The sequence below is a fragment of the Richelia sinica FACHB-800 genome, assembly GCF_014698825.1.
Lineage (GTDB): Bacteria > Cyanobacteriota > Cyanobacteriia > Cyanobacteriales > Nostocaceae > FACHB-800.
This window is the reverse complement of sequence record NZ_JACJTT010000004.1, coordinates 87,104-100,853: the sequence shown is the minus strand read 5'-3', so window position 1 is coordinate 100,853 and position 13,750 is coordinate 87,104. Positions and strand designations below refer to the sequence as shown.

Below are 13,750 nucleotides of genomic sequence, written 5' to 3'. Positions count from 1 at the left end.
TCTGAATACTCATTTCACTCTCAGTTATTAGCTTCTGATTTTCCACATCAAGGGGTTTAACCGGGAATTGATAAAATATTATAACTACCAAAAATTTTCAAAATTTCCGTAAAATTATTTAACTCAGTTAACGCTGTTTGCATTACAGGTGCATCAGCATCTGCTTCTAAATCGATAAAAAATAAATATTCTCCCAATGACCGCTTGGTGGGACGGGATTCAATCCGGCTGAGATTAATGCCTTGTTGAGCAAACACTTGTAAAGGTTGCACTAAGGCACCTGGGATGTTAGCAGCGACACTAAAAGCTAAAGAGGTACGTCTGGGGTTGTCCAAAAATAGGTGCGGGATATCTGGATTGTCACCTTGAGTGATGACCCAAAACCGAGTACAGTTTTCTGGATAATCATTAATTCCTGTAGCAAGGATAGGCAGATCATAAAGGTTTGCCGCGCGACTAGAAGCGATCGCTCCAATCGTGTCATCTTGAGCAAGTAGCTGTAAAGCTTCTGCTGTAGAGTTAGCGGGAATTAAATTGACATTTGGTAGAAACTCTCCTAACCACTTCTGACATTGGGCTAAACCTTGGGGATGAGAATAAACAGTTTGAATACTTTTTAAGCTAGTTGCACAAGAAATGAGGTTGTGGGTAATAGGTAATACCAGTGCCAGTTGAATTCGCAGATTATCCAACTGCCACAGGGTATCTACAGTCATACTCACACCTCCTTCAATGGAGTTTTCTACAGGAACCACAGCTAAATCAGCCTTTTGGTTAGCTACAGCTTGTAGAGACTGGGCAATGGTGGGATAGGGTTGCAAACCAGCTTCTATACCTTGATGGTTTTTGAGCCAGTTGAGATAGAAAAAAGCTGCTTGTTCTGCATAAGTACCAGGAGGTCCCAAATGTGCAATAGATAGAGTCATGCTTGTCGATGCTAGTGAAAAATTTGATTGATTAATCACCAATTTTGATTGATGATTAATAAAGTTAGTGATTTTTGATGATTCACTCTAGTTTATTAAAAAATATTAAAATTAGAGAATAAATATTGTGATTACCTCATGGCTACCAAGTTTCATGCTTCTCAATCAGTGGTAATTGCTGTCCCCAAGCAGCCTATTCCGATTCAACATTACTTGCGTCAGCCCCAACGTTTAGTTAGTGCCTTGGCTGATAATAGCCGCATTAAACAAATGTCTGAGGACATATTTCGCCTGAAGATGCGCCCCTTAACTTTTATGTCTTTAAGTATACAACCTACTGTTGATATGAGAGTTTGGGCAGATTCCCAAGGTACTATTTATTTACGCTCATTAGGCTGTGAAATTTTGGGCTTTGAATATGTTAACCAAAGATTTGCCCTGAATTTAAAGGGCTATTTGTCTCCCGAACAAACTAGTAGTGGCACAACACTGGAAGGTAGGGCTGATTTAGAAGTACAGATAGATTTGCCAATGCCATTTTCCCTCACCCCTAAGCCAATTTTAGAAACCACAGGTAATGGATTACTCAAAAGTGTCCTGTTAACGATTAAACAGCGATTACAGCATCATCTGCTAGCAGATTATCTTCATTGGGTTAGTCAAACCTATACACAAGGAATCGAAGATGATTCCTCAGAATTAACCATCTTGAATTTTGAGTAATTTAAACTGTGGATATTTCTGATGTGACACAGCAAGGTCTAAAAGATTGACGATGTAGACGTGAGGGGCCATATTTCTGCAACGCCAGCAGATGTTGCTGGCTTCCATAACCCTTGTTTCGCTCTAGATGATACATAGGATATTTAGCAGCTAGCCGCAGGACTAAATCATCGCGCCATACCTTAGCCATGATACTAGCAGCGGCAATATTGAGCGATCGCTCATCTCCTTTAATAATAGTTTGTTGTGGTATGGGTAAATCCCTGACTAACTGATTACCATCCACTAAACACAGTGCTGGCTCCACCTCCAACTTCAAGACAGCCCGCTTCATTGCCAATAAAGTAGCTTGTAAAATATTTAACTGGTCAATTTCCGCCGTAGAGGCATAACCAATCCGCCAATCTAAAGCTAAGTCATCAATTTTCTTAGCTAATTGCTTTCTTCTGGCAGCAGATAACTTTTTACTGTCATTAATTTTTGCTGCCATCAATTCTGGCAAAGCTTGTACCGGCAAAATTACGGCAGCAGCAACTACAGGCCCAAATAATGAGCCTCGTCCTACTTCATCGACACCAGCAACCAACCCCTGAATCTCAGACATTTCTAGCCAAATCGATTCACTTTTCGGTGCTGGTGACGACACAGCAGATATTAGCTTTTTGTTTCCCATAGGGTCAGGCTAAAAGTCTTCCGGTTGAGATGTATCTGATTCTACAGCTGAAGAACGACGACGACGGCGACGATTAATCATGGTCGCTGTGTTAGCCTCAGTTTCATCTCCTACAGGACTCAAGCTTTCCGGTGCAACTGTGGCAGGAAATAAAGACTCTTGTGGTTCTATCGTCTGGGTTTGGATTTTGACTGGTCGAAGATCAGAAATAACTTTTTCTGGGGTAGTTACTTCTGGAGTTGGCTCAGTAAAAGCAGAGGGAGCTTGGCCAGGTTGAATAATGTTAATAATTAAATTCCTGGTGTTCTTCACTTCCCGATCTAACTTGAGTAAGGGAGAAACGCCCATTTCCGCGTACTGGTCTTGTTCTTGATTCGTCATCTCCACAGAGACAATCTCTGGTGGTTCAACGACAGATTTAATGGGGTCTAACTTGACCTTTGTCCGTTCTGGTCTTTCTGTCCAACCAGATTTACCCAATCCAGGAGAGGGAAGTTCTGGAGGTGGTAAATCCACATCATTATCTAAATCTAAATCCTGTTCGTTGATAAAGCCTAAGGAGTTACCACCTAAGCGAGGTTCATCTTTACCATTTACCCCATTAATACCAATACGACTACGACGGGTACGGGTGCGACGCTTGCTACTATCCCCTAATTCCTGATAGCTGGGATGGTTGATTAAGTGCATAGCATTGAAGCCAGTGTCATTTTCAAACACTTCGCCAAAGCCTTCGTAGGTTTCCCGTGGTTCTGGCAGTCGGGTATTGAGGATACGTGGTTCTCTTGCTTCTCTTGCTTCTCTTGGTTCTCTCTCTCTTTGGGGTTGGGGAACTACAAATCTTTCAGGAATATCTGTAGCTGGAATAGGCATTCGGTTTTCTGTCTCTCCTGGTAAGCGGACAGTATGACCTAAACCACCACAAGTGGAGCAAGTTTCTCCAAATAGTTCGTAAATGTTTTGACCTTGACGTTTCCGGGTCAGTTCTACTAATCCCAGTTCGGTCAGTTGAGCGATTTGGGGACGGGCTTTATCAGCTTTGAGGGCTTTATTAAAGTGTTCTAAAACTTGCAATTGGTCACGGCGTGATTCCATATCAATGAAATCCACGACGATTACACCAGCAATGTTTCGCAAACGTAACTGGCGAGCAATTTCTGTGGCAGCTTCACAGTTTGTCCACAGCACGGTTTCTCTCGCGGTTGCCGATCGCGTAAAGGAACCGGAGTTTACGTCAATTACCGTTAATGCTTCCGTTGGCTCGATAATGATATAACCCCCAGAAGGTAGGTCTACTCTGGGTCGGAGAGCTTCCCTAATTGCCGCGTTGATGCGGAAGTATTCTAAAATGGGGGAGCGATCGCGATGGTGATCAATCAGTAATCCCTGTGGTGTTTGACCACCACTCCAGTTTTGTAAATACTGTTTTACCCGCTTCAAGCCGGTACTGGAATCAACCACAATCCGATTGACATCAGCACCATACATATCTCTTAAGACACGCTGGATAAAATCATCATCTCGGTTGAGTAAAGCTGGTGCGCGGGTGGAGACTGCTTCTTGCTGAATGGCTTCCCATTGCCGTTGCAGCACTTCCAAATCTTCAATAATTGCTTCTTCGGGTTTTCCTTCTGCTTCGGTGCGGACTAGTAAGCCCATACCCGCTGGTTTAATCAAAATCGCTAAGGCCCGTAGTCGGTTACGCTCACTTTCACTTTTAATCCGTCGTGATAAATTTACACCCCGACCATAGGGCATTAATACAACATAGCGTCCAGGTAAAGTAATGTTACCAGTGAGCCTTGGGCCTTTGGTTCCCGTTGGCTCCTTCATCACCTGTACCAAAACTTTTTGCTGGGGAGTCAAAAGTTCTGTAATGGCGGCAGAACTGCGTCTTAATCGCAGGGGGCCTAAATCAGTCACATGAATAAAACCATTACGTTCTGGGTCGCCAATATTCACAAAAGCAGCGTCTATCCCAGGCAATACGTTTTCGACTACTCCCAAATAGATATCACCAATTTGGTGATGACCTGTAGCAACAACAAGTTCTTGTATTTGATCTTCCGAAAATACAGCAGCGATTTGATGCTGCTCCGCGATGATAATTTGTTTTGGCATTCAATTTCCTCAAAAACTGGTAGCACCTAAGGGGTTCGTGGAGAAAGCTCTCTGTTATACCTCTCGCCCCTACCGGCAGCCCTACATGGTGCTACGGATCATAAAAATTGCAAATTTGAGCTTCAAAGTTAAGGAGCAATTGACACTGTAATTGCGTTTACACGCCTGATTCTTCCAGAACGGCTGCATATTGTTTAAATAGTTAAATCAACCGTCCTTGGTTGATTTCTGATGCAATACCTTCACCACTTTGGGTAATGGTATTCAGCAGGTATTGTAAAAAGTATAGAGAGAAGCCAGTGCGCTGATATTAGTGATTGATTCACAAAGTAGCTGTAGAGAGCGTGTTTTTAATCTGCCACAGTTTGTCTGGGATACGATCCTAGAGTTTGCTCTCTTCTATTTTTGCTCTTGCTTCCTGAATCTCAGGGTTGCGAATCAGTCCATGCAATGCAGCGCCAGAAAATTTCTCTTCAATTCATTCTAACGCAACCTTGCTAAAAATCAATTCCCGTGATGTCCTACATCAGGATAACTACTAGCAAGTTGCCCTTGACAAATTATTTGCGCTGGATTTGCGCCATCTCAGACTTACTCAAATTAACTGAATAGGGACTGAGTGTTGATTTTTGCTGCTTGCTGCCAAGGACTTAGGAGTCTTCTTGTCTACAAGCATCAAGGTGGGAATAATTTCCCTAGAGAGAAAATTTTGCTAACTCAGCAGTGTAGTCAAATTAGCTGCTGGGGGCTGATTTTAACACTGCTGGATTTTCCTGAATTGAGTCAGGAACGAACAAGTGTCAATTGTTGAGATTTAGACCAACAAAGATGGATTTGGGGCTGACGGCTTTAGCCCTAAAACTAGTTGGCGACGATGGATGTGCAAGAGGTGGAATTCTGCATCAGCCACTGTCTCCAGCATAGACAACATTTGTTCAGGACGCAATATTACACCATCATGACGACAACTGCCTAGATAGCGGCAAACAATTTGAGATTCTGTGGTGGTGATTTGGTGAGAGATGAACTCTAACTCAAATAAGCGATCGCGCAGATTTATCAGTTGCTGTTTCCCAGATTTAGTGGTGTGTTCAGTCCAGATTTCCTTGGTGGCTAAGATGTTCTCCAGCCAGGTTTGCCATTGTTCAGCACTTACCTCTCCTGGTGTGGCAATTGTCAATAAATACTCGGCAGCTTCGAGAGATTGGTTGGCTGCGGGGGATTTTAAATCTATTTCTGCCACATGATACACAGGGATATCTGGAGGTAGCTGACTCAACAATTGGCTGCGAAAATCTGCTACATCCATGGGTTGAGTTAACTCAAAATCCACTATTTCCCCACTACTCGTGGCTCCTAGTGCCAAGGCACTGGCTAAGGAAATGCGGGGAGTGGGATGAAAGCCACCGGTAAAGGCAACTGGTAACGCTGCACGACGTACTACTCGGTCAAACAAGCGCATTAAATCCAGGTGGCTAACTAAAGCCATATCTCCTTGTTTACCAAACCAGACGCGGAGACGTTGGGTTTTGGTGGTATTAGGAACGAATTCCCCAGCAAATTCGGGAATAGGTGGGGGTGGAATGACGATATTGTGACCAAAATCGGTACCGCACACACCACAGTGGGAACATCCTTCAAAGGAGCAATCGGGTACAGTTGCAGCTTCTAGGGCCAGTTTCAAGTCTGCTTGCAGCCACTGTTTTTCAATGCCGGTATCCAGGTGGTCCCAAGGCAGAGGCACATCTAAAGGTGAAATTGTGGTTTGTTCACTGTTGTCTACAGAAAACAGATTCCATTCACCATTTTCCACTTGCCGATATTTCCAGTCTAGTCCAGCTTCGGCGATCGCTTGTCCCCAAGCATTAAAAGCTTTGTCTACACTGTCATACCAAGAGTCCATGCCCGCACCCAATTGCCAAGCACGATGTAAAACTTTCCCTAAAGTGCGATCGCCCCGGCCAATAAAATCTTCCATAGCGGAAATGCGGATATCTGTGAAATTAACCTTCACATTTCGCATTCGCCAAAACTCTTGCCTGAGTAATTCTTGTTTGCGTTGAAACTCAGATGTAGATACTGAATGCCATTGAAAAGGTGTATGGGGCTTAGGTGTAAAGTTAGAAATTGTCAAGTTAAAGTTGATTGGTTTTCTACCTTTACCTCGACATTCTCTTTGTAACCACCGCACGGTTTCCGCGATGCCTAAGACATCGGCATCTGTTTCTCCCGGTAAACCAATCATGAAGTACAGCTTGATTTTATCCCAACCTTGTTCCCAAGCTGTTTTCACGCCCCTGAGCAATTCTTCATTGGTCAACCCTTTATTGACGATATCTCGCATTCTTTGAGTGCCTGCTTCTGGGGCAAAAGTGATACCCCCTTGGCGGATACCTCCAAGAATGTTGGCGATATTCTCATCAAATCTATCTACACGTTGACTAGGCAAGGACAGGGAAATGTTTTCATTTTTTAATCTATTCTTGATTTCCATCCCCACTGCGGGTAGGGCTAAATAATCAGAACAACTCAAAGATAACAAAGAAAACTCATTGTACCCTGTAGCTGCCATACCTCGCTCAATGGCTGTAACCACCTGGTCTGGTTCTACATCCCGTGCTGGTCTGGTTAACATCCCTGGTTGGCAGAAGCGACAGCCACGAGTACAACCACGGCGAATTTCTATGGTCAAGCGATCGTGTACGGTTTGCACATAGGGGACTAGACCAATGGAATAGGCAGGAATAGGAGTAGCAACTCGCCGCAAAATCCGTTTTGGCACATCTGGATAAAGAGGATAGACTGCACCTACAGCTTGCATTTCATAAAACTGGGGGACATAGACACCTGGTATCTGTGCCAAGTCTAGTAAGATTTCTGTCCGACTCTGCCCTGCCTTTTTCCCTTCTTCTAAGACCAAACCAATTTCTGGTAATAATTCTTCACCATCTCCCAAGGCGAAAAAGTCGAAGAAATCGGCATAAGGTTCTGGGTTAGAAGTTGCCGTTTGTCCACCTGCAAAAATCAACGGGTGATTACCTTGTAATCGTTCTGACCATGTGAGTGGAATTCCTGCCAAATCCAACATTTCTAAAATGTTGGTTGCACCTAACTCATAACTGAGACTAAAACCCAGAATATCAAATTCTGTCAGCCAGCGTTTAGATTCGACAGCAAACAATGGTGTATGCGTAGCGCGGAGTTTGGCGGCTAAATCGGTTCCTGGTAAATAAGCGCGATCACACAACTGACGCGGCTGGGCATTCAGGATGTTATAGAGAATGATATGCCCTAAATTTGACGCACCCACTTCATAAACTTCCGGGTAAGTTAACACCCAGCGTATTGTGGCCGAATCCCAAGGCTTGTGTACTGCTAAACGCTCGTTCCCTAGATAACGGGCAGGTTTTAAAATATCTGATGTAATTAATTGTTCAACTAAAACAGCCACCGATGCTCTCTTCTAGCTACCCTAAATTACAGCTAATCACCTCCAACATTAGCATTGATTAGGTCTTTCAACTGCATTGTTCTCGGCAACTTATCACACTTTTACACAAACTTACTCTCTACTGAGGGCAGAAGGCTGTGACTAGGGATTGCTCATAGCTAGTATGAGCACGACACTACTAGATGATTTTTGAGTGTGTCCTCATCTGATCCAGATGCTGATTTTGCAAACACCCTGTCTAGTTGGGTTAATTCCAAAATAATTTTTACAGCCGGAGATACATCACCTAATCGCCAACTCCAGCCTAAACTATCTGCTAGCTTAAACCCAGATACCAATGCCATTAAACCTGCGCTATCGATAGATTCTACTAATGCCAGATCCACTAGTAACATGGTGCGTGGAGCCTTAGTTAGTAATGCCGTTAAATCCCTTTCAAATTCCCAAGCGTTTGTGGCATTCAAGCACCCTGCGGGACGAATTACCGTAATATCGCTATTGTTGAAGATTTTTGGCATATTTACATCCTGATTTTCAGCTTTACAGCCTTAAAGTTGCCGATTATTTGACCATAAATCCTTATGAGCAAATTGACTATAAGTTTATGGTCTCTTTGTGGAATCTTTACTTGTTTAGCACCTCTGTTTAAAGATTGTCAAAACTCCAAGTCAAAATGTGCTGATCTATACTTTTTTTTGCCAGCAGTTACAAAACAATCAACATAGACTGACTAAATGCAGATTAATCATCTGTAACAATGGTGTATACTTCTACTTAAGCCTTAAATTAAGAAGGTTTAAGCAACATTTAGTTGCCATCAAGCCCTAAACTTTCACCCTAAGTCAGGGGAAAAATTAGAGTGATTAGCGATCGCCCATCTACCCAAGACAGTGATGTAGATCACAGCCAATCAGGTATCTTGATCACATTTTATACTGAGTTTGACTTAGATAATAAGTGGAAATCACATTTAGTTTATTCAGTTTATGTCTTATGAAACCTCGCTATGTCATTCGTCAATTAGTAGAGAAAGCCCTCTACATTAAAAAATTAACTCCAGAAATAGAAAATGAAATCAACTCGGAATTAACCAAACTAGGTTACATCTCCGATGTCGATTATGAAGCACTAGAATTATTGATGGCAGAGATGGATGCTGGAAGAGTCCAACTTGTTCCTAGCTGAAAATCATCATCTAGCTATCAAAACTCCTCATCACTCACGTAATAGTCATTACAAAAACCAAATAATTAATAAAATATTGCCAGAGATATTTTCCTTGACAATTGAGAATTTATCCTGATTATTTCCCATGATCAACATAGATTATTGATCATCGTTGACCATGCTGATAGGAATGCCAAATTTGATGGATAAACAGATTAAATTCCCTCTGAGCAACCACATCTGGCTCCCCTTTAAATTCTTTAGGCAATATATGACTCAACAGGGTAATTACTTCTGTATCTAGAGCCGCTCGAAATAAATGTAAAGGCCATAAAATATCTGATACATCTCGCACATCAGTGATTAACGGTTCTTCCTGTGAATAGTCAACTAATAGCCAGGGACGCACCCAGCACAATTGACGAGAAATAACCACTTCAATCACTTCTGCATAAAGAGTTCTGTGGGTATCATCCAAAGATACAATTTGTCCAGATTGAAATTTCATGCTTGTATCCATAATCATTAAGGGGCAAGAATTGTGAATCGGGAACTATTGTCCCTAGTAATGGACAGCAAAATTTCTTCTGTCTGAATCAATAGCACAAAAATGCTATAAGATTAAGTAAACAACTGTTAAGCAAATGCAAAACAGGCATTTTGTGGTAGTAAATTATCGCTAGAACAGCAAAGAACCGTGTCAGTCGAAACTATAGAGAAGCGCTCCACATCCCGCAAGCTCGCCCCTCGGTATCGCGTTTTGCTTCATAACGACGACTACAACTCTATGGAGTATGTAGTTCAGGTACTAATGACCACTGTACCCAGTTTAACCCAACCCCAGGCTGTTAGTATCATGATGGAAGCCCACAGCAATGGATTAGCTTTAGTGATTACTTGTGCACTAGAACACGCTGAATTTTATTGCGAAACTCTAAAAAATCATGGTTTGACTAGTACCATTGAGCCAGAAGAATAGAAAGCTAATTTGAGCATCTCTCCTTTGCTCTCTTGGAGACAGCAAGGGAGGAGAGAAAAATGAGTAAATTAACAATCAAGGAGAGACCAAACAATAAGATTCTCCATTTAATGAGCAGCAGGGTGTTAATAAACCACCTAAACAGGAAATCTTGTTCATTGGCAGTGTTACAAACTGCATTAAAGGCTGGACGAAAAACTAACAAATGAAAATTAATATAAATCAATTAGCCCAACATCCTGCCCCTTTGAGGTTGGGTTATTTTATTTTACTGTTATTACTACTATGGTTGCCGATCGCTGTACCCATTTACTTGCTAGTGCAGGATAGCAATTTAGTTAGTATCATTACACTAGTCATATTATATACAGAATTTATCATTCTCTTGCGATTATGGGGTAAAAAACTCTATCACCTACCGCAGCCATTACGCCATTATGGCTTGGAATTTAGTAGATTCAATGGAGTAGATTTACTTTCTGGCTTGGCTATTGGACTATTAAGCCTGTTGATTGTTTTTGGTCTAGAAGGTGCATTAGGCTGGTTAGTGTGGCAACAACCCCAAACTTCCTTAAGTGGAATCATTTTAGAAGGTTTACTTGTGGGTTTAGGTATTGGCTTTGCTGAAGAATTATTATTTCGGGGATGGTTATTAGATGAGTTGGAACGAGACTACAACCCCCAATTGGCAGCTTGGATAGATGCCATAGTCTTTGCCTTAGCCCATTTTATTAAACCTTTAGAGGCAATTATTCATACATTACCCCAATTTCCAGCTTTAGTATTGTTGGGATTAACTCAGGTTTGGGGTAAGCGCTGGAGACATGGGCGTTTAGGCTTGCCAATTGGCTTACATGGGGGGTTAGTTTGGGGTTACTACATTATCAATGTGGGAGAGCTAACCCAGTATTCTGGTATAGTTCCTGAATGGATAACTGGGTTGAATAATAATCCTCTGCAAGGGGTAATGGGAATTATATTTATGGGTGGATTAGCTTTATGGATGCGGAGTAAAGTGACTCGCACTATGACTGAATAAATGTTTTCTCATTCAGTGTAGATATGGCTAGGAAAACATTTTTACCATGTCTCATCTCATTGGTTAAACAATTATGAAATATCTAATAATTCTAGGTTTATTTTTATTTTCTTTATTTGTCAATGCTCCTGCATTCGCATTGGTATGTCGCCACTATCAAGGACATGAAATTTGTATTTTGAACATTAAACGTAGTGCTAAAAAGTATTGGGAATATCGAGCATCTGTGAGCATAGATGGAGTCAAAACACCCATGGAAGTTTATAACTGTCGCGCCAAATTTAAGTTAAATCAAGATGGAACTGTATCCCAGTTTATACCCCATAGCCCTGGGGAAATGATATGCAGTTATTTTAAGAAATAATTAAGCTTATTCTACTTATTTGAGGACATAAAAACACACCCAATAATAAATAATGTAAATCCTATATAAGCAAACACAGTTAACCATTCTTGAATGCGACTATAGCTATCAATCATTTTGCAATTAGTAAATCTAGAGATAACAATGATGCAATTACAAATTGCCTTCTAATAATGTACCCAAAACGCAAGCACGCTCTAAATTAACTCCTGTTAATTGTGCTGCTAATAATTCTGCACATAATAAGTTGGCCCCAGTTAAATTTGCTCCAGCTAAATTTGCTGATTGCAGGTCAGCTTCTTCCAAATTAGCTTCATGTAATAATGCTCCTTGTAAATCAGCACCACTTAAGTTTGCACCTTTGAGATTGGCACCTTTGAGATTAGCACCTCTTAAGTCTGACCCCCGTAAATCTACACCTTGAAGATTCACGCTCATTAAATTAGCACCGCTTAAAAAAGCACCTGCTAAAGACGCTTCTGTTAAGGTTGCACCCATCAGGTTAGCACCACGCAGGTTACTGCCACGTAAATCTGCTCCTGTTAGGTCTGCTTGCATTAAGTTAGCCCCCATTAAATTGGCTCGCAAGTCTGTTTGTTGGAGGTTAGCACCCATTAAATTCGCACCTTCAAAATGGGCACCTTCTAAGTTAGATTTAGCAAAGTTAGTACCTACTAAGATTGCGCCGGCTAAGTTAATTTGGCGTAAGTCTAGTTGGTCGAGTTCTTCATCTTCTAAATTTGCGCCTGAGAGTTGTTTGAGTTCTCCAAGTTTAATAGATTCTATGTTCATATTGAGATTCCGTAACCTGCCGATGAGTGTCAGTTAATGTAAGCTTTTGATTTCTTCACTGTTTTTGTTGTAGCTGTCCCAGCGTGATTCCAGCAACCACATACTACTAGTAACTTTGGGGGTCATAATTGGCAAATTCAGGCCCTGCTGTAAACCCATGACTAATAATGCTAAGGTATCTACCAGTTGGGGGTCAAAGCGGGTTGATTGTTGCTGCCGACACTCTTCTAAGGCTTGAGTAAATATTTCTGTACTACTTTGTTGTGAGTATCTTTGTTGGTTAATGAGCCATTGATATTCGGCAGTTAAGGCTAAAATTCTGGATTCTAGGGGAATTTCTGCACCTACTAAACCAGCTGGTTCTCCTGTGCCATTCCACCATTCGTTTTGGTGGTTGATGATTTGGGCCACGGCTCGTAATTGGGGCATGGTGCGTAATACTTGCGCCCCTGGTATGAGAGGGCAACTAGACCTATGTTCTTGTGTGGTTCTCGATGTAGGGGAACTATTGTGCGGATCACTGTGTTGTAGTGGGTCTATTCGATGTAATAACCCTGCCAAACGCAGTCTTTTGAGTTGCCATGCAGGTAAATCTAATAACTGACCCATTGTTTCTGCTAGTGCGGCTACTTCTGCGGCAGCCATGGGGTTATCAATGTCTGCTATGTCCATTAGCTGTGCCATTCGTAAACAAGCCTGGACTTCGTTGGCAATCAGGTTCCGATTGAGAGCTTGTTGGCGTTGTGCGGCAGGTATGGATAGGTTTTGTTCTCCAGTTCGCAGGTAGTCAATGACACGGGAGACTACTGCACCTATGTCTTCCGGTGAGGCGATACGCCTGTTGATTGTTTGTGTATAAGTGTTGAGTTTGGCAGCTAAGGAAGGGTTATATTTTTGAATATGAGCGATCGCTAGTTCTGCGGTTTCTTTGACTAAATCTGGTTCAAATGTCCACAAACCATAGAATTTCCGTTCTAGGTCTGAATTAGGTAATCCACCAATGCCATAGTCAGCTTCAGATAATTCTTGACAAATCACCATTGATGTGTATTGAGGTGATAAAATAATTAAGTGCCATTCCTGGGATACTGGGTCAGTTGGTGCTAAAGGCACTAAACCCACATTAGGCCTTTGACTGGTGGGATGTTCTGTAAAACCAGCATCAGCGGTTGCCATAATCACAACTTGTTGGCTACGTTCGGCGATGTCTGCATATCTTTGGGCTTCTTGCAGATACCATTTACCGCGCTGGAACGCAGTAATCATTAAGGGCTGATCATTTTGTGCTAGAATATGGTCTTCTAAAGCATGACACAAAGACACAAGAGTATTTTTATAGTAGACCCCAAAGCGAATGGGTCGATTGCTATGACGATGAGCCGTTTCTAGTTGTTGGAGAATTGAACCTTCTAACATGGGATTACATCAGTGCTGAGTAGTAAATTCTGAGTGCTGAGAAGTGAAAGGGTGAGAAGTTTAGAACTCACGACTCACTACTTGCTACTCTCTACTCAG

Annotated in this window: 13 protein-coding genes; 5 read left to right on the top strand and 8 right to left on the bottom strand. The window is 42.0% G+C overall.

Annotation, left to right across the window (positions count from 1 at the left end; translation table 11 throughout):
* Positions 1 to 56: 56 nt before the first annotated feature.
* Positions 57 to 926, bottom strand: coding sequence for a prephenate dehydratase (gene pheA, locus H6G73_RS05305; protein WP_190601980.1), 870 nt, complete (start codon positions 924 to 926; stop codon positions 57 to 59).
* A 138-nt stretch (positions 927 to 1,064) separates the two neighbouring features.
* Here pheA and H6G73_RS05300 point away from each other — a divergent pair, with 138 nt between their 5' ends.
* A complete protein-coding gene (locus H6G73_RS05300; RefSeq protein WP_190601978.1) occupies positions 1,065 to 1,649 on the top strand; it encodes a DUF1997 domain-containing protein in 585 nt (194 codons plus the stop codon).
* Between the two features lies 1 nt (position 1,650).
* Here the strand turns inward: H6G73_RS05300 and H6G73_RS05295 are convergent, their stop codons facing one another.
* The 4 genes from H6G73_RS05295 to H6G73_RS05280 all read right to left on the bottom strand — a co-directional run bounded on the left by H6G73_RS05295 (position 1,651) and on the right by H6G73_RS05280 (position 8,412).
* Positions 1,651 to 2,322 carry a ribonuclease HII gene (locus tag H6G73_RS05295; RefSeq protein ID WP_190601976.1) on the bottom strand — a complete coding sequence of 224 codons (672 nt, stop codon included), beginning with the start codon at positions 2,320 to 2,322 and terminating at the stop codon, positions 1,651 to 1,653.
* 9 nt (positions 2,323 to 2,331) lie between these two features.
* Positions 2,332 to 4,443 (bottom strand): Rne/Rng family ribonuclease, encoded by a 2,112-nt coding sequence (locus tag H6G73_RS05290; RefSeq protein ID WP_190601974.1) that lies wholly within the window; start codon positions 4,441 to 4,443, stop codon positions 2,332 to 2,334.
* A gap of 814 nt (positions 4,444 to 5,257) precedes the next feature.
* Complete coding sequence (locus H6G73_RS05285; protein WP_190601972.1) at positions 5,258 to 7,894, bottom strand: TIGR03960 family B12-binding radical SAM protein; 2,637 nt, start codon at positions 7,892 to 7,894, stop codon at positions 5,258 to 5,260.
* Between the two features lie 158 nt (positions 7,895 to 8,052).
* Entirely contained in the window at positions 8,053 to 8,412 is a 360-nt protein-coding gene (locus H6G73_RS05280) for an STAS domain-containing protein (RefSeq protein ID WP_190601970.1), read from the bottom strand.
* A 475-nt stretch (positions 8,413 to 8,887) separates the two neighbouring features.
* Between H6G73_RS05280 and H6G73_RS05275 the strand changes: the two genes are divergently transcribed.
* On the top strand, positions 8,888 to 9,079 hold the full coding sequence (locus H6G73_RS05275) for a hypothetical protein (protein ID WP_190601968.1): 192 nt from the start codon (positions 8,888 to 8,890) through the stop codon (positions 9,077 to 9,079).
* Positions 9,080 to 9,227: 148 nt separating this feature from the next.
* On the opposite strand, the gene H6G73_RS05270 is transcribed toward H6G73_RS05275, so the two are convergent.
* Complete coding sequence (locus H6G73_RS05270) at positions 9,228 to 9,581, bottom strand: hypothetical protein (RefSeq protein WP_190601966.1); 354 nt, start codon at positions 9,579 to 9,581, stop codon at positions 9,228 to 9,230.
* 177 nt (positions 9,582 to 9,758) lie between these two features.
* Here H6G73_RS05270 and clpS point away from each other — a divergent pair, with 177 nt between their 5' ends.
* From clpS to H6G73_RS05255, 3 genes are all read left to right on the top strand, one after another.
* Positions 9,759 to 10,040 (top strand): ATP-dependent Clp protease adapter ClpS, encoded by a 282-nt coding sequence (gene clpS / locus H6G73_RS05265; RefSeq protein WP_190601964.1) that lies wholly within the window; start codon positions 9,759 to 9,761, stop codon positions 10,038 to 10,040.
* 205 nt (positions 10,041 to 10,245) lie between these two features.
* On the top strand, positions 10,246 to 11,079 hold the full coding sequence (locus H6G73_RS05260) for a CPBP family intramembrane glutamic endopeptidase (protein WP_190601962.1): 834 nt from the start codon (positions 10,246 to 10,248) through the stop codon (positions 11,077 to 11,079).
* A 73-nt stretch (positions 11,080 to 11,152) separates the two neighbouring features.
* The gene (locus H6G73_RS05255; protein WP_190601960.1) at positions 11,153 to 11,443 is read left to right on the top strand and encodes a hypothetical protein; all 291 of its coding nucleotides are present in this window, start codon (positions 11,153 to 11,155) and stop codon (positions 11,441 to 11,443) included.
* A 153-nt stretch (positions 11,444 to 11,596) separates the two neighbouring features.
* Here the strand turns inward: H6G73_RS05255 and H6G73_RS05250 are convergent, their stop codons facing one another.
* Both H6G73_RS05250 and H6G73_RS05245 read right to left on the bottom strand, forming a co-directional pair.
* Complete coding sequence (locus H6G73_RS05250) at positions 11,597 to 12,235, bottom strand: pentapeptide repeat-containing protein (RefSeq protein WP_190601958.1); 639 nt, start codon at positions 12,233 to 12,235, stop codon at positions 11,597 to 11,599.
* A gap of 33 nt (positions 12,236 to 12,268) precedes the next feature.
* Positions 12,269 to 13,651 carry a DICT sensory domain-containing protein gene (locus tag H6G73_RS05245; RefSeq protein ID WP_190601956.1) on the bottom strand — a complete coding sequence of 461 codons (1,383 nt, stop codon included), beginning with the start codon at positions 13,649 to 13,651 and terminating at the stop codon, positions 12,269 to 12,271.
* Between the last annotated feature and the right edge of the window lie 99 nt (positions 13,652 to 13,750).

Excerpts from the sequence above, each read along its gene's own strand:
- H6G73_RS05300 (WP_190601978.1), top strand. The coding sequence starts at position 1,065 with ATGGCTACCAAGTTTCATGCTTCTCAATCAGTGGTAATTGCTGTCCCC.
- H6G73_RS05280 (WP_190601970.1), bottom strand. The coding sequence starts at position 8,412 with ATGCCAAAAATCTTCAACAATAGCGATATTACGGTAATTCGTCCCGCA.
- H6G73_RS05255 (WP_190601960.1), top strand. The coding sequence starts at position 11,153 with ATGAAATATCTAATAATTCTAGGTTTATTTTTATTTTCTTTATTTGTC.
- H6G73_RS05295 (WP_190601976.1), bottom strand. The coding sequence starts at position 2,322 with ATGGGAAACAAAAAGCTAATATCTGCTGTGTCGTCACCAGCACCGAAA.
- H6G73_RS05260 (WP_190601962.1), top strand. The coding sequence starts at position 10,246 with ATGAAAATTAATATAAATCAATTAGCCCAACATCCTGCCCCTTTGAGG.
- H6G73_RS05290 (WP_190601974.1), bottom strand. The coding sequence starts at position 4,443 with ATGCCAAAACAAATTATCATCGCGGAGCAGCATCAAATCGCTGCTGTA.
- H6G73_RS05275 (WP_190601968.1), top strand. The coding sequence starts at position 8,888 with ATGAAACCTCGCTATGTCATTCGTCAATTAGTAGAGAAAGCCCTCTAC.
- H6G73_RS05245 (WP_190601956.1), bottom strand. The coding sequence starts at position 13,651 with ATGTTAGAAGGTTCAATTCTCCAACAACTAGAAACGGCTCATCGTCAT.
- H6G73_RS05250 (WP_190601958.1), bottom strand. The coding sequence starts at position 12,235 with ATGAACATAGAATCTATTAAACTTGGAGAACTCAAACAACTCTCAGGC.
- H6G73_RS05270 (WP_190601966.1), bottom strand. The coding sequence starts at position 9,581 with ATGGATACAAGCATGAAATTTCAATCTGGACAAATTGTATCTTTGGAT.
- pheA (WP_190601980.1), bottom strand. The coding sequence starts at position 926 with ATGACTCTATCTATTGCACATTTGGGACCTCCTGGTACTTATGCAGAA.